The sequence below is a fragment of the Devosia subaequoris genome (genome assembly GCF_014197055.1).
Classification (GTDB): domain Bacteria; phylum Pseudomonadota; class Alphaproteobacteria; order Rhizobiales; family Devosiaceae; genus Devosia; species Devosia subaequoris.
Genome location: NZ_JACIEW010000008.1, coordinates 103,848 through 123,995, shown reverse-complemented (window position 1 = coordinate 123,995; position 20,148 = coordinate 103,848). Strand labels below are relative to the sequence as shown.

The following is a 20,148-nucleotide window of genomic DNA, read 5'->3' as shown; positions in this document are numbered from 1 at the left end:
TGCCAGGTTAATATTGCCGCGTCTGGACCGGCCAGTGGCGCCGGAGCCTTGTTTCATCTTCATGCGTTGGCCAGGCACGTATCTTGGATCGGAGGCCATCATGGTCGAAAAACTCTCCCCCGCAGCGCGGGAAGCGGCACTGGCATCGTTGGGCGGCTGGTCTTATGAACCAGCCCAGGACGCGATTGGCCGCGCCTTCAAGTTCAAGGACTTTTCCGAGGCCTTCGCCTTTATGGCCCGGGTGGCGTTATTGGCCGAAAAAGCCGGGCACCACCCCGACTGGTCCAATGTCTACAACAAGGTGTCCATCCATCTCTCGACCCACGACGCCGGCGGGTTGAGCGAAAAGGACATTGCCCTGGCCAACCAGATCGATGCGTTGCTCGTCTAGACAATCTTCATAAAAATAAAGTAGAACAAGGGCTTATAGAACTTCGGAATTCTGAAGTGCCGGGCTGTCGCAGACCTGGTCTCAATGAAAATTGCGCCCGCCAGGCAGGGCCGAATAGGCTCTTCGGCGCGCCATCTCCTCTTCCCGGTTCACCTGCCGGTCGCGGCTCTGGCTGCCCGGCGGGCCGGATTTTCCTTCATCGGCGCGGGCGACCACGGCATCGCCCATATCCTTGCCATGGGACAGGTCGAGCAGGTGCGGGGTCAGATCCTCCATATCCTGGGCGATCACATGAATAACCCCCTGCTCGGCCTGCACCTTGCCGCGCACCGCCAGCATGCGGCTTGAGAGCAGCACCTTGCGCAGCCGCTCATCCTCGAACAGCTTGGGCCAGACCACGATATTGGCCACCCCCGTTTCGTCCTCGAGCGTGGCAAAGATCACCCCGCTGGCCGTGCCGGGCCGCTGGCGTACCAGCACCAGCCCGGCCACCTCCACCACGACATCATTGGCGACATGGGCGAGATTTTCCGCCCGCGTGGTGCCGCGCGCCTGCAATATGGGCCGGAGGAACTGTACCGGGTGACCCTTGAGCGAAAGCGAAAGCGTCGCATAGTCGTGGATCACCTCTTCGCCCGGGGCCATCAGCGGCAGCCCGGCCGGCTCTTCCTGGGCTGGCGCCACCGCCGGTTCGGCCGCAAACAGCGGCAGGGTCTCGGCTCCATAAATACCCACCAGCCCCTTGACCGCCCACAACGCTTCGCGCCGGTTGAGCCCGAGTGACGCGAAAGCATCGGCTCGCGCCAGTTTTTCCAGACTGGCCACCGGCACCCCGGTGCGCAGCCAGAGATCGCGGATCGAGCTATAGCCGCCCTGGCGCTGTTCCACGATGCGCATGGCATCCTTTTCCGCCAGGCCCTCGACCTGCCGCAGGCCCAACCGCAGGGCTTTTTTCGTCCAGATATGGCCGCGCATTGGCGCATGCCGCGGCCACAGATGCGCATCAACATCCCAGCCGCCGTCTTCGAGCGTGCTGTCATAGGTCGAGCAATTGACATCGGGCGGGCGGGTCTCCACGCCATGCTCGGTCGCATCGCGCACCAATTGACTGGGCGCATAAAACCCCATGGGCTGCGAATTGAGCAGGGCGCAGGCAAACACATCGGGATAATGGCATTTCAGCCAGCATGAGGCATAGACCAACAAGGCAAAACTGGCCGCATGGCTTTCAGGAAAACCGTATTCGGCAAAGCCCTGGATCTGGGCAAAGCTCTGCCTGGCAAATTCGGGCGTATAGCCCTTGCCGATCATGCCACCGATGAAGTCATCGGCAAATTGAGCCAGCTTGCCGGTGCGCTGCCAGGCCGCCATGGCCCGGCGCAACTGGTCGGCCTTGCCGGGCGAAAAACCGGCTCCCACAATGGCAATCTGCATCGCCTGTTCCTGAAACAGCGGGATGCCAAGCGTGCGATACAGCACCGCTTCGAGTTCGGGGCTGGGATATTCGACCTTGTCGATGCCTTGGCGGCGCCGGAGATAGGGGTGCACCATATTGCCCTGGATCGGTCCGGGCCGGACAATGGCCACCTCGATCACCAAATCGTAAAAGACCACGGGTTTGAGGCGCGGCAGCATGGTCATCTGCGCCCGGCTTTCAATCTGGAACACCCCGACCGTGTCGGCGCGATGGGTCATCTCATAGACCGGCTTCGCCCGCTCGGGGAACTCGAACTCCTCATTCTGCAACTCGGCCAGCTGCACCTTGTGCCCGTAATGGGTGTCGATCAAATCGAATGCCCGCCTGAGGCAGGTCAACATGCCCAGGGCCAGGATATCGACCTTGAGGATCTTGAGCGCATCGATATCGTCCTTGTTCCACTCGATGATGGTGCGGCTGTCCATCGCCGTCTTGCCGATCGGCACCAGGGTTTCAAGGCTGTCCCGGGTGATCACGAACCCACCTACGTGCTGGGAGAGGTGGCGCGGAAAGCCCCGCAAAACCTTGACCACCTCGAACATCTGCGCCAGTGCCGGATCGTCTGGATTGAGCCCCAGCCCCGCAACGCTTTTCAGATCCACTCCCGATCCCCAGCCCCAGTGAAGCCGGTTGAAGGCACTGATCGTATCCTCGGAAACACCGAACACCTTGGCGGTTTCACGAATTGCACTCTTGCTGCGATAGGTGATGGCATTGGCCGTCAGTCCGGTCCGCTGCCCTCCATATTTCTGATAGATGTACTGCATCACCTCCTCGCGTCGCTCATGCTCGAAATCGACATCGATATCGGGCGGTTCGTCGCGTTCGGTGGAGATGAAACGGCCAAACACCAGATTGGCCTTGTCTGGATTGACCTCGGTGATTTCCAGGCAATAGCAGACCGTGGAATTGGCCGCCGAGCCACGTCCCTGGCACAAAATGCCTTTTTCATGCCGGGCGAATTGCACGATGTCGTGCACTGTCAGGAAATAGGCGGCATAGCCCTTATAGGCGATCAGGCACAATTCGGTCCAAAGCACCTTCTTGAGTGTGTCGCTCACTCCCAGGGGAAAGCGCTTGGCCGCACCCGCCCAGGTCAGCCGCTCCAGCGTCTGCTGCGCGGTTTCGCCATTGCCCACGGTTTCCTCGGGATAGTTGTATTCGAGCTGATCGAGCGAAAAACCGATCCGGGCGATGAAAGCCCGGGTCTGGGCGAGGGCGTCGGGATGTTCGGTAAACAGCCGCGCCATTTCCTGCGGGCTTTTCAGATGCCGCTCGGCGTTGACCGAGAGGGCCAGCCCCGCCTGTTCCAGGGTCAGGTGCTCGCGAATGCAGGTGACCACATCGAGCACCATGTGCCGGTCTGGTTCATGATAGGCCACATCATTGCTGGCGATCATCCTGGCGCCATGCCGCCGCGCCAGCGCATCCACGCGGTTGAGCCGGGCGCGATCGCCGCCATCGAAGCGGGCAACACCGGCCACCCAGACCCGACCTGGCGCCTCTTGCGCTAGGCGCTCAAGAGTCCGCTCCGTCAGGCCCCAGTCCCCCTCATGGGGGGTCAGGATGAACAACTGTCCCTCGGCGTAGTGGCCCTGGTCGTGCTCCGGATCGGTGCTGGCGAACAGGTCGTCGAAGCGGAGTTCGGGCGCGCCCTTTTCGCCACGCTTGTTGCCAAGGGTCAGTAGCTTGCACAGCCGCCCATAGGCCGCCCGGTCCGAGGGATAGGCAACGATATCCGGCGTGCCGTCCGAAAAGCACAGCCGCACCCCGACCAGATAACGGAAATCGGGGTTGATCTCTTTGTTGTCCCGCGCCGTCACATAGCCTCGCACCACCCCGGCAAAGCTGTTGCGGTCACACAGCCCCAGCGCTGCCATGCCCATATGCATGGCGCTCGCCACCAGCTCTTCGGGATGCGAGCCCGAGCGCAGGAAGGAAAAATTGCTGGTGGTGATCAACTCGGCATAGGCCGGGACGGCGGCCCGGGGCTGGGTCGGCGGGGCGTGGTCGGGCCGGAGCTGGATGACCTGGCTCATGGGAACACCCCATGCAGATACCAGACCGGGTGCACCGCGCCGCCATAGAGCCCCTGGCGGAACACCCAGAACCGGTGCCCGTCTCCATCCTCGACGATATAGTAATCCCGCATTCCCGACATCGGATCGAACAAGGACAGCTCAGGCGTATAGGGCAGCGGCTTGGGCGTTTCGCCCGGCGCAGGTGGCTTGGGCCGCTCGGCCGGAACCAGCTTGAGCCGCTCGCCACTGCGCCACCACTCCGCGCTGATCCGCTCGGGGCCGGCCGCCTTGACCAGGCGATAACGCTGCCGCCGCCAGATCATTGCGGCCGGCAGTCCATCGGGCACTTCAGCGCTGATGGCCACGGGCTCGGGCTGTGGCAGCAGGCGCAATGGCCGCTCGCGCGCGCCCGCTCCGGCGGGCTGCACCTGGGCCTGCTGGGCCAGGGCCGGCACCAGCCGCGCCGCCCGTTCCGGAATATGGCTGGCCACCAATTCGGTCTTGAGCACGCTGAGCGGCCCCAGCCGGCTCGCCAGCCTGTCGGTCAGCTGCTCGATATCTTTTGCGCCGTTATCGGTTTCGAACACCCCGACCTGACCGGGCTCAAGCCGATCAAGCGACGCGGCCGCCAGCCGCACCAGATCGATGCCGAAACCGGGATCGTAATTTTCCTGTTCCAGCCGCTGGGCGCGATGCCGGAACAGGCTCGCAATATGCCCCGCATCGCGCGTCAGCCGGGCGGCATTGAGCGACAGGGTCATCACCTTGTGGTCGACCCGATAGAGAAACAGATGAAAACCCTGCCCCCCGAGTCCCTCGGTTTCCAGCGCCTGCGAGAGCTCCTGCGCCAGACCTTCCATGGTCAGCAGCACATCCTCCAGCGTGGAGATGGGCTCGAAGAATTTGCGCTCCACAAAATGCTCTGCCGGCGGCAAGCGGGGCGTCATGCGCTCTTCGATGTGCCCATAGGCCTGGTCGAGCCGCAGGATCAGCGAGGCACCGAACCGCGCCTGCATGGGTTTGCGCGGTCGGCTCCGCAGGTCGCCAATGCGCGTCAGCCCCATCTGGGTGAGCAGGCTGATCTGTTTTTCATCGAGCCGCAGCGCGGCGACCGGCAAATTCTCGAGCGCATCGCTCAACTGCTCGGACCCGACGATGCCGCCCGACCCGAAATGGCTCAGCGCCCAGGCCGCGCCAATGGTCGGGGCAATGGCGCCCGCAACGCTGTAATCAAGCGCCCGCAGCCGACCCAGCACCATGGCCAGCATGGCCGCCTCGCCACCGAACAGATGCGCCACCCCGGTGATATCGAGGACCAGATCGCCAAATGGCGCCTTGTCCTGCAACACGCCGACCAGCGGGCTGGCATTGGAATGCCAGTCGGCAAATTCGGCAAAGGCGGAAGCCAGAAAAGCGGTGTCCTGCTCGAGCACGGTCAGGCCGGGCAGCAGGGCGCGGGCATCGGCAAGAGCCTGCCCGAGCCGCAGGCCTGCGGCCTTCGCCTGCTGGTCCATGGCCACCAACCGCAGCCCGCCCTTGATCTTTTCATACAGCGCCAGCGGCGCCTTGAGGCCGGGATCAACCCGTTTGAGATATTGGGTCGCCCAATAGGGCAGGTGAAGGCAGAGAAACCGGCGCTCCGGGAGGATGCTGGCGGGTTTTCTCAGTTCGGTCTGGGAGGGATTTGAACGCATTTCCTGTCCACTCCAATATCCATTCGCGTGTGCTTTGGCCGGTATTGCCCCTTTCGAGTGTGAGGCCCCAACGGGCCGGTCCGGGTGCCCGGTCATCGAACGGCTTGCGCCCCGACTGGTGCGGCACCAGATGCCAGCGCAGATGCGCTGCACTGGCCGGTCTGTCCGCGCCATAGCGCAACAGGAATAGCGATGTGCCGCTTTCCGCCGTACGCAGACTGAGACGTCTGCTGGCGGTAAAATCGAGCAGCTCGGGCGCTCCGCCAATATCGGCGACAATGCCGGCAACCGCCCGGCAAGCCAGCGCCTCCTCGGCCACCCAGAGCAAATCCTGCATGTCGCTGGTCCGCACGATGACAAGCTGGGCCGGATCCAGACCAAAACACGACAGCCCCGGCCCATAGGGCAGGCCGAAGAACTGTCCATCAGCGGCAAGCTGGAGATAGAGCACCGCCAACCGCTTCGGGGTGAACAGGGTACGGACCTGCCCCAGTGCAAACCCCAGGCTCGCCCCGCCATTGCGCACCGCATCGGTGCACACATCCTGCAACAACCCACCCGGCAGGCGCGGAAAACCATCCGCCGCCTCGTCAAAGGCGCTTGTCCGCATCTCGGCCAGCGCCGGCTTGCGCTCGATATTGGCAATAGTGTCCCGCAGCGCGGCAAGGCGCTGTTGGCGATCCTGGGTCTGCATGATGCTATGAGCTATATGAACAAAACAGGAACATTTAGACTCCGAATCTTTCCGGAGTCGAGTCCCTTTTGTGCTTCCCGGTGTGGCGGGGCTGCACCAGCCCGGTCAAGACCGCGTGAGCGCGCCAACAACCCCATTGAGCCGACACCACATATGGCTAAGTCTCAGTCTGTCCGCCTCCCGGCGCGCAGCAACCCGCTTTATTTCACACCCCCGAGGAAGGCTGACCGCCATGTTCGAGGCCCTGACCCGTCTGTTCGCAAAGCCCGAAGCGCCTGCCGATCTGCACGATCCCAAGCTGGCCGTCGCGGCCCTGCTGGTGCATCTGGCCGCTGTCGACGGCTCCATTCACGAGAACGAACGCTCAGCCATTCGCGCCGCCCTGATGGATCATTATGATCTGGATCAAGCCGCCGTCGACAAGCTGGTACGCGAAGCCCAGAAGCGCGATGCCGAGGCCGTGGATTTCTACAAGTTCACCAGCGGTCTCATCCAGCTCGACATGGATGATCGCATCGAGATCATCCGCATGATGTGGACCGTGGTGTTTGCCGACCGGCAGAACCACGAGCTGGAAGACAATATGGTCTGGCGCATTGCCGAACTGATCGGCGTCTCTACCCGCGACCGCACCATTCTGCGCAATCAGATCCGCGGCAAAACCGCCGAGGCCACCGAAGAGGGCTGAATGCGCGGACCTAATAGCCCCCGAACGCCCCGATAATCTCGATCTCGTCGGTCATGCAGTCAAAATCGCCGGCTTTGTCGGCCGCTTGCCGCGCCAACTCATTGGCGTTGGCATTGGCGCGGGCATCCACATAGGCGATGTGGCAGCTATTGCCCTCTGCAATCTGGCTGACCACCAGCACCTGCCCATGATCTTCGCCGGTTTCGGGATGGGCGGTGTGGTAGCGCACGATGGTGGCGATGGGGAACCAGCGGCCAAGCGCATTGGACAGCCGCCATTCCAGCTTTGCCCCCAGATAGTTGAACGGCGGTAGAGTCTGGAACCCGACCCCGTTTTCATCGGCATCAAAACCATAGCTGAGCGAAAACCGCAGATCGCCCTCCTGCACCAGCAGCGGATAACCCTTATAGCCCGGACAGGCCCAGCTCGCCCCGAAATCATCGGCCTCCAGGATCAGGCATTGGTCCAGGTCGAGATCGGTATAGGCGCTGGTGAAGCCGGACTGGGCCAAGGCCGGCGACACGACCAAGGCCGCAAGCAAAGCCGGCACGATACTATTGCGGATGACAGACAAGGCCATTGAGCTAGTCTCCTGATTGAAAACATCTTGGCATGATCGAAATCAAATCACCGCCATGATGAACCTGCTATAATAACAGGACAAGGAGACGGCATCATGTACAAGAACCTGCTGATTGCAACGGACGGCTCCGAGCTTGGCAACAAGGCGCTCGCCGCCGCCCTGGACCTGGCCCGGCAGAACGGCGCCAACCTCACCATTCTCACCGCCACCGACCCGGTCGCCACCGGCATTGGCTCGGGCGGCTTTGGCACGATTGATGCGGGGCCCATCCTGGCGCGGCTCGAAGAAGCCTATGCCACCGAAGCCGCCAATCTGCTCGCCGCCGCCCGCCACAAGGCTCAGGAAGCCGGCGTCTCGGCCGAAACCCTGCACCTGCCGCGCCATCGCCCGGCCGATGGCATTCTCGAAACCGTGTCGGAGAAAGGCTGTGACCTGATTGTCATGGGCTCGCATGGCCGGCGTGGGTTCAACCGGCTGCTGCTGGGCAGCCAGGCCGCCGAGGTGCTGGCGCGCGCCACCATTCCGGTGCTGATCGTGAAATAAACCCCGCTCTGCACAGTCAGTGCGGCGGATTAGTCCCTTGCCTTTGAGAGCCATTATGGGCAGAACCTGCCCGCAACACCCTCCCCTCTCTCGGCAAGTGTAGAAGCTATGAATATTGACGCGATCCCAACCGGCAAGAACCCGCCCGACGAGCTCAACGTCATCATCGAAGTGCCGCTGGGCGGCGAGCCGATCAAATACGAGATCGACAAGGATTCGGGCGCCCTGTTCGTCGATCGCTTCCTCTATACGCCGATGCGCTATCCCGGCAATTACGGCTTTGTGCCCCATACGCTGTGTGGCGATGGCGATCCGCTCGACGTCATCGTGATGAATTCGCGTCCGCTGGTGCCCGGCGCCGTGGTGCGTTCGCGCCCGGTCGGCGTGCTGTTCATGGAAGATGATGGCGGCCAGGACGAAAAGATCATCGCCGTGCCGGTGTCCAAGCTGACCCGCATGTATGACGCCATCCAGGATATCGGCGACATGCCCGAAATCCAGCTCGAGCGCGTCAAGCACTTCTTCACCCACTACAAGGATCTCGAGCCTGGCAAATGGGCCCGTATCGACCGCATAGGCGGCATCGAGGAGGCCCGCAAGGTGATCCTCGATAGCATCGAAATGGCCAAGAAGGCCTGATCGAAGATCTCTTCATAAGGCGGCCTCCGGGCCGCCTTTTTCACGATCTGTCGATCTGTTTGCGCAGCGCGTTGACCTCTTCGCGCAGGGCCCGGATCTCCGAGAGCATCAGCGCAGAATCTTCATGCAGCGTTTGCCGGTCCGCCGTGGCTGTGGCCTCGGTTTCCTCCTGCATGGCTGAGACGATCACGCCGATAAACAGATTCAGCACCGCATAGGTCGAGAGCAGGATAAAGGGCACGAAGAACATCCAGGCATAAGGATAGGCCTCCATCACCGGCCGCACGATGCCCATCGACCAGCTTTCCAGCGTCATCACCTGGAACAGCGTATAAAGCGAAGCGCCCAGATGCCCGAACCAGTCGGGGAAGGCGTCGCCGAACAGATTGGTCGCCATCACCGCGGCCACATAAAACAGCATGGCCATCAGGACTACGATCGAACTCATGCCCGGCAGCGCCGCGATCAGCCCGCCCACCACGCGCCGCAGCGCCGGCATCACCGAAATCAGTCGCAAGACCCGCAATATGCGCAGCGCCCGCAGCACCTGGAACGGCCCGGCCGCCGGGACCAGCGCGATCGCCACCACGGTAAAATCGAACAGGCTCCAGGGATCGCGGAAAAAGCGCGGCCCGAAAGCGTAGATGCGCAAGGCAATTTCGATAACGAAGATTCCCAGGATCACCGCATCGACGGTGTGCAGCACCGGCCCGTAGGCCGCCATGATGCCCGGCTCGGTTTCCAACCCCAAAACGATCGAGTTGAGCACGATGATGGCAATGATCGTCTGTTCCCAGCGCCGGGAGCTGAGCAAGGTGACAAGAGCCTGACGCATGGTGGCACGAACTCCCAGTAAAAACAGCAACAGGCAGTAGCGCAGCCCCCGGATTCGTCAAGCGCCCGGACTGCGTTGCCTAGCCGCGCAGACCGATCAGGGCTTCAACGACCGCCCTGCCGTCCGCGCTGTGCCATTCGGCCGGTCCCTGCAGCACCGCCAGCTCGCACCCTTCCGGATCAAGCAACAAGGTTGCCGGCAGGCCGATGGCTACGGCCTCGCGCTTGAGCCGCTCGAACGCCGCAAACGTGCTGTCGGCGTAAAGCGGCAGGTTGGCGAATTGCCCTTCATCCAGAAAATTCTGCGCTTTTTCCAACCCGCTTTCGCCAATATCGAGATTGATCGGCAGCACCATGAAGCGGTCCGAATTGTATTCGGTGGCGATGGCATCGAGCGCCGGCATCTCTTCGCGGCATGGGACGCACCAGCTCGCCCAGAAATTGACCAGCAGCGCCTTGCCGGAAAAATCGGCCACGCTCATCGGCGTTCCCGCTGCGTCGTTGAATGCCATGTCGGCATAGCCACGCCCCTCGCCCGTGCCGTTGAGCGCCGCCAGCTCACCCACTGCCGCCGCGTCGATGATCCGGGCCGCCGCCTGCTGCACCGGACATTCATTGGCGGTCCCGGCATTGCCCAGCATCAGCCATGCCGTTATAGACCCAGCAACAACGACCACCCCCGCCGCAATGGGCAAGGCCCAGGCAAATGCGGATCGGGGGCCTTTTGAGCGGGTAGTTTCCATGGTGTCTCCGTCGGACAAGGCTCTGAGCAACAAAATGTGGGGCGGCCGCTTTGCCGGAGCGCCCGATGCCATCATGGAGGAAATCAACGCCTCCATCGGCTTCGACCAGCGCCTCTACCGCCAGGATATTGCCGGATCGAAGGCCCATGCCACAATGCTTGCCACGAAGGGCATTCTGACGCAGTCCGACCGCGACGCAATCCTGGCCGGTCTAGACGAGGTTCAGGCCGAAATCGAGCGCGGTGAATTCACATTCTCGCGGGCGCTCGAAGACATCCATATGAATGTCGAAAGCCGGTTGCGCGAAAAAATCGGCGATGCGGCCGGACGCCTGCACACCGCCCGCTCGCGCAACGACCAGGTGGCCACCGATTTCAAGCTCTATGTGCGTGACTATATCGACACCCTGGTGCGTCAGATCAAAGCGCTGCAGCTTGCGCTGGTGACTCGTGCCGAAGAAGAGGCCGAGACCATTCTACCCGGCTTTACCCATCTACAGAACGCCCAGCCGGTGACCTTCGGACACCATCTGCTTGCCTATGTCGAAATGCTGGGCCGCGATGCCGGACGGCTTGAGGATGCGCGCGCGCGCCTCAATGAGAGCCCGCTTGGCTCAGCGGCCCTGGCCGGCACGCCCTACCCGATCGATCGCGAGATGACAGCGACCGCATTGGGCTTTGATCGGCCCACCGCCAATTCGCTCGACGCCGTCTCTGACCGCGACTTCATTCTCGAGGCCCTGTCGGCCGGTGCGATCTGCGCCATGCATCTGTCGCGCTTTGCCGAGGAAATGGTAATCTGGTCTTCGGCCCAGTTCAGCTTTGTCAAACTATCCGACAAATTCACCACCGGCTCCTCGATCATGCCGCAAAAGCGCAATCCGGACGCTGCCGAATTGGTGCGCGCCAAGATCGGGCGCATTTTAGGGGCACTCAATTCCCTGCTCGTGGTCATGAAGGGCCTGCCGCTGGCCTATTCCAAGGACATGCAGGAGGACAAGGAAGTCGCCTTCGATGCGCTCGACGCCCTCTCCCTGTCACTGGCGGCCATGACCGGCATGGTTACCGATATGCAGCCCAATCGCGACAAGATGCATGCCTCGGCCTCCGCCGGCTTCTCCACCGCCACCGATGTCGCCGATTGGCTGGTGCGCGAGTTGAACATTCCCTTCCGCGACGCCCATCACATTACCGGCCAGGTTGTTTCCATGGCCGAGCAGAAGGGCTGTGGCCTCGAGGGCCTGACCATCGAGGATTTCAAGCAGGTCGATGAGCGCATCGACAGCCGCATCCACAAGGTCCTCACCGTCGAGGCCTCGGTGGCCGCCCGCGCCTCCTATGGCGGCACCGCCCCGGCCAATGTGCTGGCCCAGGCGGCCCGCTGGAAGACCGCGCTGACCGGCGAAACCCATGAACCGCGCCCGCTGAAGACCAAAAAGCATGGCAGCCACGGCGACAGTGGGGTTGAGTAAGCCCGGCACTTGCGCCACTCTCCTCCTCTCCCCATGCGGGAGAGGGTAAGGGGCCGGAAATGACGCGTATCCCGCGACAGATGCGCCTGAGTGCGCGCCATGTGGCCTATCTCCAGCCAGACGAGATCTTTGAAGCTCTCCCCGCCCCGCCACCCGGCATGCGGGAGGCCACTGCGGAAGACCATCTGGCCACCATCACCCGCCTGTTCGACGGCCCCGATCATCACGATGAAATCTGGGTTTTCGCCTATGGTTCGTTGATCTGGAAACCGGCCTGCGACTACATTGAAATGCGCACCGGCCTGCTGCATGGCTGGCATCGCGCCTTTTGCCTTGGGTGGAACACCCGTTTTCGCGGCAGCGAAGAAAACCCCGGCCTGATGCTGGCGCTTGACCGTGGAGGCTCGTGCAAGGGCGCGCTCTATCGCCTGCCGCCCGACCGGCGAGACGAATGCCTGATAAAGCTTTTCGAGCGCGAAATGGGCTGGGTGCCCACCGCCTTTCCACCGCGCTGGGTGAAGGTGCGGACCGGCGAACGCGTCATCCGGGCGCTGACCTTCTGCATCGACCGCAATTCCGGCCGCTATGTTTCTGGTCTTTCCGAAGCCGAAATCGCAGATGTACTGGCCCGCGCCACTGGCACCCGCGGCTCGATGGCCGAATATCTGCACGCCACGGTCGACCATCTCGAGCAGATGGGCATTCACGACCCCCACCTCTGGCGACTGCAGCACCTGGTCGCCGAACGCATCGAAGCCGCTTATGAGGCAGATCGATAAGTCTGGCTTTCGTTTTGATCCTGCCTGGACTAGAGGTGCCTGCAACGAGGACAGCGTCGGCGATCCGTTCACCTCCGGTGATCGCATGGTGGCTGTAACGACCCAACGGGGCATAGTGTGGTTCATCACTTCAATCATCGCGACGGCGTGCTTTTCGCCGAAGACGTCAATATCAACGACCTCGCCGACAAGGTGGGCACGCCATTCTATGTCTATTCTAGCGCCACGCTGCGCCGGCATGTTCGTGTGGTGCGTGACGCCTTTGAGGGCATTCCGACGCTGATTGCCTATGCGATGAAGGCCAATTCCAACCAGGCGGTACTCAGGCTCATGGCCTCTGAGGGCTGTGGCGCTGACGTCGTCTCGCTGGGCGAACTCGAACGCGTGCTGGCCGCCGGCTTTGCTCCGGAGAAAATCGTTTTTTCCGGCGTGGCCAAAACCATTGCCGAAATGCGCCGTGGCCTTCAAGTCGGCATCAAGTGCTTCAATGTCGAGAGCGAGCCCGAGCTCGAACGGCTCTCGATGGTCGCTGCCGATATGGAGCTAACGGCCAAGGTCTCTGTTCGCATTAACCCCGATGTCGACGCGCGTACCCATGCCAAGATCTCTACCGGCAAGAGCGAGAACAAGTTCGGCATTTCCTACAAGCGCGCCCGCGAAGTCTATCGTCGCATCGCGCAATTGCCCAATATCGAAGCGGTGGGCGTCGACATGCATATCGGCAGTCAGATCACCGATCTCGAGCCCTTCGACAATGCCTTTGGCCTGATGGCCGAACTGGTCACCGAACTGCGTGCCGACGGCCACCAGATCGAGCATATCGATGTCGGGGGGGGGCTTGGCATCCCCTATGATCATGATCAGCAAGCTCCACCGCACCCCGAAGCCTATGCCGCCGTGGTGCGCGACAAGGTCGGGCAGTTGGATTGCGCGCTGGTCATTGAACCGGGACGCCTGCTGGTCGGCAATGCCGGCATTCTCGTAACCCGGGTCGAATATGTGAAGAAAGGCGACAAGGACTTCGTTATCGTCGATGCGGCGATGAACGATCTATTGCGTCCCACCCTTTACGAGGCTCATCACGACATCCAGCCGGTAAACCCGTCCAACCTGCCGCCGATCACCGGTGACATTGTCGGCCCGGTCTGCGAAACCGGCGATTATCTGGCCAGGGACCGCACCATCGCCGGAGTGGAAGAAGGCGATCTGCTCGCGGTGATGAGCGCCGGTGCCTATGGCGCCGTCATGGCTTCGACCTACAACTCGCGGCCGCTGATCCCCGAGGTGCTGGTTGACGGACCGCGCTGGCATGTCATCCGTCCGCGCAAATCGCTCGATGAGCTGATCGCGCTCGACAGCGTGCCCGACTGGGCCTGAGCTTTTCAAAGCTTCGGTGTGAGGACCTGGGCGGCTACTGCAGCGACCGCCGCGCCAGAGGCACGACTTCTACCGGTCGACCGTTGAGCGCATCATCGACCTTTTCAAGCAGGTCGACCAGCGTGAATGGTTTGGCGATGACATCATAGATCAGGGCGTCGAGCCCATGCGCCCGCTCGCGCTGATCGGCAAAGCCGGTCATCATCAGAATGGTGACGTCGGGATAGCTCGCGCCCACCTGTAGCGCGAGCGCAATTCCATCCATGACCGGCATCTTGATGTCCGTCAGCAGCAGATCGAACCGGCCTCCCTCTGCCTCCATGGTTTCAGCGGCCAGCCCACCATCGTCTTCTGCTACCACTTCGTGACCCTTCATGGTCAGGGCACTGACGACAAAGGCACGAACGGACGGATCGTCTTCGGCAACGAGGATGCGAGCCATGATTGCTCTCCTAGTGTTGGCCACTGGCGGCCGGAACCGCATGTGTCTCTGCGGCCGGAGCCGCGGGTGTTTCGGGGACAGATGCCGCCTGGCCCTGTCCGGTCGGTTGTGGCGCCTGGTTGCGCCCGCTTGCATTAGCGCCTCGCCCGGCAAAGCTCAGCCGCACAGCGACCGCTTCGCTGGGCGGCAACGACAGTCTGGTATTGAAGGTTGCGCGTTCCCCAGCCATCAGGTCCCGCACCCGTGGCGCAACACTCCATTCATAGACCGCCTGCCCCGTCTCATCGAGCAGGCTGACCACCACCGGTGGCACAGGCACAGGGCTGTTGGACCGCCCCACGATCTGCGCCGAGACCGTCAGGACATCATTGCCGCCCGAGAGCGCCTTGAGGGTTTCGAGATCGGCAAACTCGAGGCCCACCACATTGACCCCCAGGCCGATCGATTCATAAAGCCCTGCCAGATCGGGATAGTGCTCCACAATCGGCATGCGACCGAAAAAAGCGCCGCCAACAATACTGGCCAGCAGGAACACGCCCGCAATACGCGCCCCGCGCCGCAATCGCGCCAGGGGCAGGCGGGAGGTCATAGCGTTCTGGCGGCGGGAAAATTCCTGCTGTCGCTTCTTCAGTTCTTTCGGGTCGATGCCCTCCGCCAAGCCATTGAGCGGCGGTGAACTGGTGGCAGGTCGTTTGGCCGCCACCGCCTTCTCCTCGGCGCTCATCACCTCGTCCAGCGCATCTTCTGCCAAGTCATCGACCGGCGCGTCGGTCTCATTTTCCGGCGGCGAGGCAGACACCTCGGACTGACCGCCCTGGTTCCATGCCTGATGGCATTGCGCGCACTGCACCTTGCGGCCTGCCGAGCCAATGGCCTCGAAGGTCACTTGATATTTGGTCTGGCAATGCGGGCAGGTGATGATCATCAGGCGCGCGGGTTTCCGGTCGGGTGTGCGACCCTACCCCTGCCGGAGTTAAAACTCCTCAAACCCCGCACATCACCAAATTTGTGCCGCTTTCCCCCGGCCAATGAGGTCCGCATGCCGCGTCGACGGGGTCGCGCTGCTATGATGGGCCAAAGCTGATTCGCTTTTGCACCGTTTTTATTGCCCGATGACCCGGGAGCACTGCTTCTTGATCGAATTTTCCGACGTGGGCCTGCGCTATGGCAATGGTCCTGAAATTCTCCGAGACCTGACCTTTTCGATCGAGCCAGGCTCGTTCCACTTTCTGACCGGTCCGTCCGGCGCGGGAAAGACCAGCCTGTTGCGCCTGCTTTTGCTGTCCAACAAGCCCAGCCGCGGCAAGGTGACCATGTTCGGCGAGGATGTGGGCAATCTCGATCAGGATCGGCTGCTGCAGATGCGTCGCCATATCGGCATCGTGTTCCAGGAATTCCGCCTGCTCGACCATCTGACCACGTTCGAGAACGTGGCGCTGCCGCTGCGCGTTCTGGGACAACCGGAAAGCGAATACCGGCCCAACGTCATCGAACTGCTCGAATGGGTGGGGCTGGGCGAACGCATGCACGCTTCGCCCACCCTGCTTTCTGGCGGCGAAAAACAGCGCGCCGCCATTGCCCGTGCCGTCATTGCCCGGCCCAAGGTGCTGCTGGCCGACGAGCCCACCGGCAATGTCGACCCCGATCTCTCGAGCCGCCTCGTGCATCTGTTCGCCGAGCTCAACCGCACATTGGGGACCACCATCATTCTGGCTACCCATGAATTGCCACTGCTTGACCGCTTTCCCTATCCCCGCATGGTGCTGAACAAGGGGGAGTTGACCATCCATGATTAGGCAATTGTTCGCCCTGCTGCCGCGCCGCGGTGGCGCCGCCCCCATCGTTCCGGAAAAAAGCGTCGCCGGCCGCACCCTGCTGCTGCTGGTCACCATCATGGCCTTTCTTTCGGCCGTGACCCTGGGCGGGGTGGTGCTGGTGCAGAAGTCGGCCATCGCCTGGTCAGCCGAAGTCGGCCGTGAACTGACCATTCAGATCCGCCCTGTCGAAGGCGAGGTGATGGAATCCAATCTGCGCACAGCCGTTTCCCTGGCCCAGTCGACCCCGGGCGTGGCCGGCGCCAGGGCGCTCAGCATCGAAGAAAGCCAGTCCCTGCTCGAGCCCTGGCTGGGCGCCGGCCTTGATCTTTCGGCCATTGCCATCCCGCGTCTCGTCGTTGTCCAGCTTGCTGATCCGGCTGAGGCTGACATCGAGCAATTGCAGCGCAATCTCAGTGCCATCAATGGCGCCAGCCTTGACACCCACGCCGCCTGGCGGCAGCAGCTCAACACCATGGCCGGCACGGTGGTGCTCTCGGGCCTGCTGGTGCTTGGACTAATCGGTGTAGCTACCGTATTGGCGATCATCTTTGCCACCCGCGGCGCTATGGCCACCAATCGCGAAATTGTCGATGTGCTCCACTTCATCGGCGCATCCAACAAGTTCATTGCCGGAGCATTCCAGGGGCGGTTCCTCTCCATCGGCCTGCAGGGCGGGTTCCTGGGCGCGCTCTTCGCCATCTTGTTCTTCCTCCTGATCGGCATGGCGGCCGGCAGCGTCCTGCCTAGCGAAGCGACCGCGCAGGTCGGCGTGCTGTTCGGACGTTTCCTGTTGGGCTGGGATGGCATGGCCTTTGTTCTGGCCGTCGTGCCGGTGATTGCCGTGCTCACCGCCATCACCTCGCGCATGACGGTGCGCCGGTATCTGAGCGAAGCCTCATGACCTCATGCCCTCGCCAAGCGCCTGCAGCCCCGCTATGACGGACTGAGTGCTGGCAAGGCGAGGGAGCATATGTCGATCAAGGCCGCAATTCAGGCGATCCGCACCGCGATCTTTTACGTGGTTTTCATCGGACAGACCGCGCTTCTGGCCATTGCCGCCGGAATTGTGGGGGTCATTTTCGGCACCACGCCCTTCGGGCAGGCCATTGCGCGCTATTGGTGCTGGTCCAATATCCAATATCTGCGGGTGCTGACCGGCATGGGCACCCATGTCGAGGGCGATGAGAACATCCCGCCCGGCGGCTGCATCATCGCCTCCAAGCACCAGTCCGACTGGGACATTTTTGCGATCTTTCCCCACACCGGACGGCCGGCCTATGTGGCCAAGAAGGAATTGATGCGCATCCCCTTTTTCGGCTGGGCCGCGCGCTCTCTCGACTGCATCGAAATCGACCGCCAGAAGGGTGCCCAAGCCATTCCGGCCATGATCAGCCAGGCGCGCGACGCCATCGACCGCGGCTGCCGCATCGTCATCTATCCAGAAGGAACCCGGAGGGCCGCTTTGGCGCCACCCGACTACCGCCAGGGCATTGTGCGCCTATACACCTCTCTCAACGTGCCGGTCGTGCCCGTGGCTCTCAATGCCGGACTGTTCTGGGGCCGCAACAGCCTGGTCATCTGGCCCGGAACCGCGCGGGCACGGTTCCTGCCACCGATTGAGCCAGGCCTGGCTCCGGACGTCTTCCTGCAGCGCTTGAAAGAGGCCATAGAGCCCGAATCAACCCGGTTGACCCTTGAAGCGATCGACCAGGGCATTGGCCGTCCGCCAGACGAGAAGCTGCGGCAACGCGCAGACGCCTTGCGCGCCGCCCAAAATCACTAGATATTGACGATATCACCGAACACAACCATAGATATGGTGTCAGCACCGAGCAGGGATTGACGGACGATACAGTTTGTTCTACTTTTGTTCTTCTTCTGGGGACGCGGAGGAACGGCAGATGATGCCTTCGGGAAATACGCACGGCTTGGGTGGCGACCGGACCAATGTGGTGCATTGGCAGGGACATTCTGGTCGCGACTATGGTCTGCAGCCCAGGGCTATCGACAAGTTCGCCATGGAAGAAGCCGAGCTCTATCTCATTGCAAAGGGCAGCCACGTACTCTGGGTCGGCTCGACCCAGGATCTGGTAGCCGATCCCATGAGCCGCTCGCGGTTTCGTCTGGCGCTTGATTGCGCCACCAATGTCTTCAGCCTGGCGGCGCCGGAAGATCGTCTCGCCACTATCTGGGACCTCGAACAGGCCGCACCCGCCGCAGCCCCGGTCGCTCAGGCCGCCTGATCCGACCCCGCACCCGGCAGACCCTCGGCCTGCAGCTGTCGCGCCAGGCGCATCAGAGCCCGATCATTAATGCCCAATTGGGTCAGATGGTGAGCGGTGTTGAGGACATAGTCGACATTGCGCCCGGAAATGCCGACCCCCGCGCGAATCATTGTTACCTGCTGCTCAAGACTTAATTGGCCGGCAAACTGTTCGTGGTTCTCATCGACGACATAGGTCAGCGCCCGCACCCGCCGGCCATCGGCCAGCGTCACCGGCCGCCAGACATCGCGGTAAACCGCAGTCACCAGTTCACGTGCATCGAGATAGGCACGCACCTCCGCCCAGGCGCTGGCGCACACTTCGAACGCCATCCCCCGGCATGACCCGCCCCGGGTCAGCCCAAAGACCAGCCCCGGCACATCCCGCGTGCCCCGGTGATGATGCGATATGATCGAGAGCGAGCGATGCGCCCCCCGCAATAGCCCCAATTGCGCGCCGAGAAACGAAAAGCCGGGATTCCAGATCAGCGATCCATAGCCAAAAACCCAATGCGTCTTTGCCGACGCCTCAAAATCTTGTCCATCTGCCATAGCGCAACCACTTTCCCCATTAGGCTAACGACACCAAACAAGCCGGGCAAGGACATCCGGGACCAGTTTGACCACACGGGAATATGTGGCCGTCCACGAGGGCCATGCAAACCCGCTTCTGACAAGTCCGCAGCAAGGCTATGAAGAGGCCATGAAAAAGCGAATCATCATCCTGGGCAGTCTTGTCCTGTTCGTTGTCCTGGCCTGGATCGGGGCCTGGTTGTTCATTGCCGGGCAGCTGCGGCAGCAAATTGAGCTGCAGGCGCTGGCCGACGGCGAGACAGCGCCGCAACTGGTCTGCGGCAGCCTCGACATTGGCGGCTTCCCTTTCCGCCTCGATGTCGAATGCGCGTCCGCTTCGCTGGTTTCGGGCGACCTGCTGGTCGAAATCCCCTATATGCGGGCCAGCGCCATGGTCTATCGGCCCAATCACCTGCTCGGCGCAGCAACGGGCCCGGTTGCCATCTCCGACGCGTTTACCGGTACTCGCCAGGAGGTGAACTGGACCGGGAGTGAAGCCAGCCTCCGGCTCGAAAACTGGCGCATCGCCCGTCTCTCCATCGTCGCCGACGGCGTCACCTGGACCGACCAGCTTTTTGGCGACACGCTGATCGCCGAAGCCAATCATGTCGAGGCCCATCTGCTCGACATGCCCGAGATGCACGACGCAGAGGCCGGTCGCGCCGCCCTCGCCGGCTATCTGCGGGCCGAAGCGGTGTCAGCGCCCGGTATCGATATGGATAATCTTGACGCCGAGATCGAGCTTGAAGTGACCGCCCTGCCCGATGACATCCGCAATTGGGGTGCCGTGCCCTTTCTACCCGACTGGCAACAGGCCGGGGGCAGATTGCGCATCGTCGGCATCCGCGCCAGTGACGGCAGTGCCGATCTCAACGCTAGCGGCGAACTGACGCTTGATGCCCAGGGCTACCCTACCGGATCGATCAGCATCGATTCTGCTGGTGTCGCGGAGCGTATAGCTCCCTATCTCGAGGAACCCTGGCGCACCCTGGTGCTGGGCGTGCCCGGCCAAGACGGACGGCATAGCAACCAGCTCAATTTTGCCGCCGGGGGAATGTCTTCCGGGCTGGTGCCGATCGCAGCGCTGGCGCCCCTGTTCTAGGGAACGAGCCAGCCCGA

The 20,148-nt window shown here is 62.3% G+C and carries 21 protein-coding genes; 12 read left to right on the top strand and 9 right to left on the bottom strand.

Features of this window, described 5'->3' with window-relative positions:
* Positions 1-100: 100 nt before the first annotated feature.
* Positions 101-391 (top strand): 4a-hydroxytetrahydrobiopterin dehydratase, encoded by a 291-nt coding sequence (locus GGR20_RS15445; RefSeq protein ID WP_183312265.1) that lies wholly within the window; start codon positions 101-103, stop codon positions 389-391.
* An 81-nt stretch (positions 392-472) separates the two neighbouring features.
* Here the strand turns inward: GGR20_RS15445 and GGR20_RS15440 are convergent, their stop codons facing one another.
* Genes GGR20_RS15440 through GGR20_RS15430 form a run of 3 tightly spaced genes read right to left on the bottom strand, consistent with a single transcriptional unit; the run spans position 473 to position 6,277 of the window.
* Positions 473-3,907, bottom strand: a complete 3,435-nt coding sequence (locus GGR20_RS15440) for an error-prone DNA polymerase (protein ID WP_183312264.1) — start codon at positions 3,905-3,907, stop codon at positions 473-475.
* A complete protein-coding gene (locus tag GGR20_RS15435) occupies positions 3,904-5,583 on the bottom strand; it encodes a Y-family DNA polymerase (protein ID WP_183312263.1) in 1,680 nt (559 codons plus the stop codon). Before GGR20_RS15435 ends, GGR20_RS15440 begins: the two co-directional genes overlap by 4 nt.
* Positions 5,468-6,277 (bottom strand): ImuA family protein, encoded by an 810-nt coding sequence (locus GGR20_RS15430; protein ID WP_183312262.1) that lies wholly within the window; start codon positions 6,275-6,277, stop codon positions 5,468-5,470. Before GGR20_RS15430 ends, GGR20_RS15435 begins: the two co-directional genes overlap by 116 nt.
* Before the next feature lie 232 nt (positions 6,278-6,509).
* On the opposite strand from GGR20_RS15430, the gene GGR20_RS15425 reads away from it, so the two are divergent.
* Complete coding sequence (locus GGR20_RS15425; protein ID WP_183312261.1) at positions 6,510-6,965, top strand: tellurite resistance TerB family protein; 456 nt, start codon at positions 6,510-6,512, stop codon at positions 6,963-6,965.
* A 10-nt stretch (positions 6,966-6,975) separates the two neighbouring features.
* Here GGR20_RS15425 and GGR20_RS15420 read toward each other — a convergent pair whose 3' ends face one another.
* A complete protein-coding gene (locus tag GGR20_RS15420; RefSeq protein ID WP_183312260.1) occupies positions 6,976-7,545 on the bottom strand; it encodes a hypothetical protein in 570 nt (189 codons plus the stop codon).
* Positions 7,546-7,641: 96 nt separating this feature from the next.
* Here GGR20_RS15420 and GGR20_RS15415 point away from each other — a divergent pair, with 96 nt between their 5' ends.
* Both GGR20_RS15415 and ppa read left to right on the top strand, forming a co-directional pair.
* Positions 7,642-8,091, top strand: coding sequence for a universal stress protein (locus GGR20_RS15415; RefSeq protein WP_183312259.1), 450 nt, complete (start codon positions 7,642-7,644; stop codon positions 8,089-8,091).
* 108 nt (positions 8,092-8,199) lie between these two features.
* Positions 8,200-8,730, top strand: coding sequence for an inorganic diphosphatase (gene ppa / locus GGR20_RS15410; protein ID WP_183312258.1), 531 nt, complete (start codon positions 8,200-8,202; stop codon positions 8,728-8,730).
* 40 nt (positions 8,731-8,770) lie between these two features.
* On the opposite strand, the gene GGR20_RS15405 is transcribed toward ppa, so the two are convergent.
* Both GGR20_RS15405 and GGR20_RS15400 read right to left on the bottom strand, forming a co-directional pair.
* Positions 8,771-9,565: an ion transporter gene (locus tag GGR20_RS15405; protein WP_183312257.1), complete on the bottom strand. Its 795-nt coding sequence runs from the start codon at positions 9,563-9,565 to the stop codon at positions 8,771-8,773.
* 79 nt (positions 9,566-9,644) lie between these two features.
* The gene (locus tag GGR20_RS15400) at positions 9,645-10,307 is read right to left on the bottom strand and encodes a TlpA disulfide reductase family protein (protein ID WP_183312256.1); all 663 of its coding nucleotides are present in this window, start codon (positions 10,305-10,307) and stop codon (positions 9,645-9,647) included.
* A gap of 22 nt (positions 10,308-10,329) precedes the next feature.
* On the opposite strand from GGR20_RS15400, the gene argH reads away from it, so the two are divergent.
* The 3 genes from argH to lysA all read left to right on the top strand — a co-directional run bounded on the left by argH (position 10,330) and on the right by lysA (position 13,934).
* Positions 10,330-11,778 carry an argininosuccinate lyase gene (gene argH / locus GGR20_RS15395; protein ID WP_183312311.1) on the top strand — a complete coding sequence of 483 codons (1,449 nt, stop codon included), beginning with the start codon at positions 10,330-10,332 and terminating at the stop codon, positions 11,776-11,778.
* 59 nt (positions 11,779-11,837) lie between these two features.
* Positions 11,838-12,557 carry a gamma-glutamylcyclotransferase gene (locus GGR20_RS15390; protein WP_183312255.1) on the top strand — a complete coding sequence of 240 codons (720 nt, stop codon included), beginning with the start codon at positions 11,838-11,840 and terminating at the stop codon, positions 12,555-12,557.
* A gap of 117 nt (positions 12,558-12,674) precedes the next feature.
* A complete protein-coding gene (lysA, locus tag GGR20_RS15385) occupies positions 12,675-13,934 on the top strand; it encodes a diaminopimelate decarboxylase (protein ID WP_183312254.1) in 1,260 nt (419 codons plus the stop codon).
* Between the two features lie 34 nt (positions 13,935-13,968).
* Here the strand turns inward: lysA and GGR20_RS15380 are convergent, their stop codons facing one another.
* The gene (locus tag GGR20_RS15380) at positions 13,969-14,376 is read right to left on the bottom strand and encodes a response regulator (protein WP_183312253.1); all 408 of its coding nucleotides are present in this window, start codon (positions 14,374-14,376) and stop codon (positions 13,969-13,971) included.
* A gap of 10 nt (positions 14,377-14,386) precedes the next feature.
* Positions 14,387-15,301, bottom strand: a complete 915-nt coding sequence (locus GGR20_RS15375) for an MJ0042-type zinc finger domain-containing protein (RefSeq protein ID WP_183312252.1) — start codon at positions 15,299-15,301, stop codon at positions 14,387-14,389.
* 208 nt (positions 15,302-15,509) lie between these two features.
* Between GGR20_RS15375 and GGR20_RS15370 the strand changes: the two genes are divergently transcribed.
* From GGR20_RS15370 to GGR20_RS15355, 4 genes are all read left to right on the top strand, one after another.
* Positions 15,510-16,172, top strand: coding sequence for a cell division ATP-binding protein FtsE (locus tag GGR20_RS15370; RefSeq protein WP_183312251.1), 663 nt, complete (start codon positions 15,510-15,512; stop codon positions 16,170-16,172).
* A complete protein-coding gene (locus GGR20_RS15365) occupies positions 16,165-17,094 on the top strand; it encodes a cell division protein FtsX (protein WP_183312250.1) in 930 nt (309 codons plus the stop codon). The genes GGR20_RS15370 and GGR20_RS15365 overlap by 8 nt, the downstream gene beginning before the upstream one ends.
* A gap of 69 nt (positions 17,095-17,163) precedes the next feature.
* Complete coding sequence (locus tag GGR20_RS15360) at positions 17,164-17,976, top strand: lysophospholipid acyltransferase family protein (RefSeq protein WP_183312249.1); 813 nt, start codon at positions 17,164-17,166, stop codon at positions 17,974-17,976.
* A 118-nt stretch (positions 17,977-18,094) separates the two neighbouring features.
* Positions 18,095-18,436 carry a hypothetical protein gene (locus GGR20_RS15355; RefSeq protein WP_183312248.1) on the top strand — a complete coding sequence of 114 codons (342 nt, stop codon included), beginning with the start codon at positions 18,095-18,097 and terminating at the stop codon, positions 18,434-18,436.
* Here GGR20_RS15355 and GGR20_RS15350 read toward each other — a convergent pair.
* On the bottom strand, positions 18,424-19,008 hold the full coding sequence (locus GGR20_RS15350) for a gamma-glutamylcyclotransferase (protein WP_183312247.1): 585 nt from the start codon (positions 19,006-19,008) through the stop codon (positions 18,424-18,426). The two genes, GGR20_RS15355 and GGR20_RS15350, sit on opposite strands and share 13 nt — an antisense overlap.
* A gap of 151 nt (positions 19,009-19,159) precedes the next feature.
* Between GGR20_RS15350 and GGR20_RS15345 the strand changes: the two genes are divergently transcribed.
* Positions 19,160-20,131 carry a DUF2125 domain-containing protein gene (locus GGR20_RS15345; protein WP_183312246.1) on the top strand — a complete coding sequence of 324 codons (972 nt, stop codon included), beginning with the start codon at positions 19,160-19,162 and terminating at the stop codon, positions 20,129-20,131.
* The last annotated feature ends 17 nt before the right edge of the window (positions 20,132-20,148 follow it).

Bases quoted from the DNA above. Each gene is read 5' to 3' on its own strand.
- GGR20_RS15445 (WP_183312265.1), top strand. From the start codon at position 101: ATGGTCGAAAAACTCTCCCCCGCAGCGCGGGAAGCGGCACTGGCATCG.
- GGR20_RS15440 (WP_183312264.1), bottom strand. From the start codon at position 3,907: ATGAGCCAGGTCATCCAGCTCCGGCCCGACCACGCCCCGCCGACCCAG.
- GGR20_RS15435 (WP_183312263.1), bottom strand. From the start codon at position 5,583: ATGCGTTCAAATCCCTCCCAGACCGAACTGAGAAAACCCGCCAGCATC.
- GGR20_RS15430 (WP_183312262.1), bottom strand. From the start codon at position 6,277: ATGCAGACCCAGGATCGCCAACAGCGCCTTGCCGCGCTGCGGGACACT.
- GGR20_RS15425 (WP_183312261.1), top strand. From the start codon at position 6,510: ATGTTCGAGGCCCTGACCCGTCTGTTCGCAAAGCCCGAAGCGCCTGCC.
- GGR20_RS15420 (WP_183312260.1), bottom strand. From the start codon at position 7,545: ATGGCCTTGTCTGTCATCCGCAATAGTATCGTGCCGGCTTTGCTTGCG.
- GGR20_RS15415 (WP_183312259.1), top strand. From the start codon at position 7,642: ATGTACAAGAACCTGCTGATTGCAACGGACGGCTCCGAGCTTGGCAAC.
- ppa (WP_183312258.1), top strand. From the start codon at position 8,200: ATGAATATTGACGCGATCCCAACCGGCAAGAACCCGCCCGACGAGCTC.
- GGR20_RS15405 (WP_183312257.1), bottom strand. From the start codon at position 9,565: ATGCGTCAGGCTCTTGTCACCTTGCTCAGCTCCCGGCGCTGGGAACAG.
- GGR20_RS15400 (WP_183312256.1), bottom strand. From the start codon at position 10,307: ATGGAAACTACCCGCTCAAAAGGCCCCCGATCCGCATTTGCCTGGGCC.
- GGR20_RS15390 (WP_183312255.1), top strand. From the start codon at position 11,838: ATGACGCGTATCCCGCGACAGATGCGCCTGAGTGCGCGCCATGTGGCC.
- GGR20_RS15380 (WP_183312253.1), bottom strand. From the start codon at position 14,376: ATGGCTCGCATCCTCGTTGCCGAAGACGATCCGTCCGTTCGTGCCTTT.
- GGR20_RS15375 (WP_183312252.1), bottom strand. From the start codon at position 15,301: ATGATCATCACCTGCCCGCATTGCCAGACCAAATATCAAGTGACCTTC.
- GGR20_RS15365 (WP_183312250.1), top strand. From the start codon at position 16,165: ATGATTAGGCAATTGTTCGCCCTGCTGCCGCGCCGCGGTGGCGCCGCC.
- GGR20_RS15360 (WP_183312249.1), top strand. From the start codon at position 17,164: ATGTCGATCAAGGCCGCAATTCAGGCGATCCGCACCGCGATCTTTTAC.
- GGR20_RS15355 (WP_183312248.1), top strand. From the start codon at position 18,095: ATGATGCCTTCGGGAAATACGCACGGCTTGGGTGGCGACCGGACCAAT.
- GGR20_RS15350 (WP_183312247.1), bottom strand. From the start codon at position 19,008: ATGGCAGATGGACAAGATTTTGAGGCGTCGGCAAAGACGCATTGGGTT.
- GGR20_RS15345 (WP_183312246.1), top strand. From the start codon at position 19,160: ATGAAAAAGCGAATCATCATCCTGGGCAGTCTTGTCCTGTTCGTTGTC.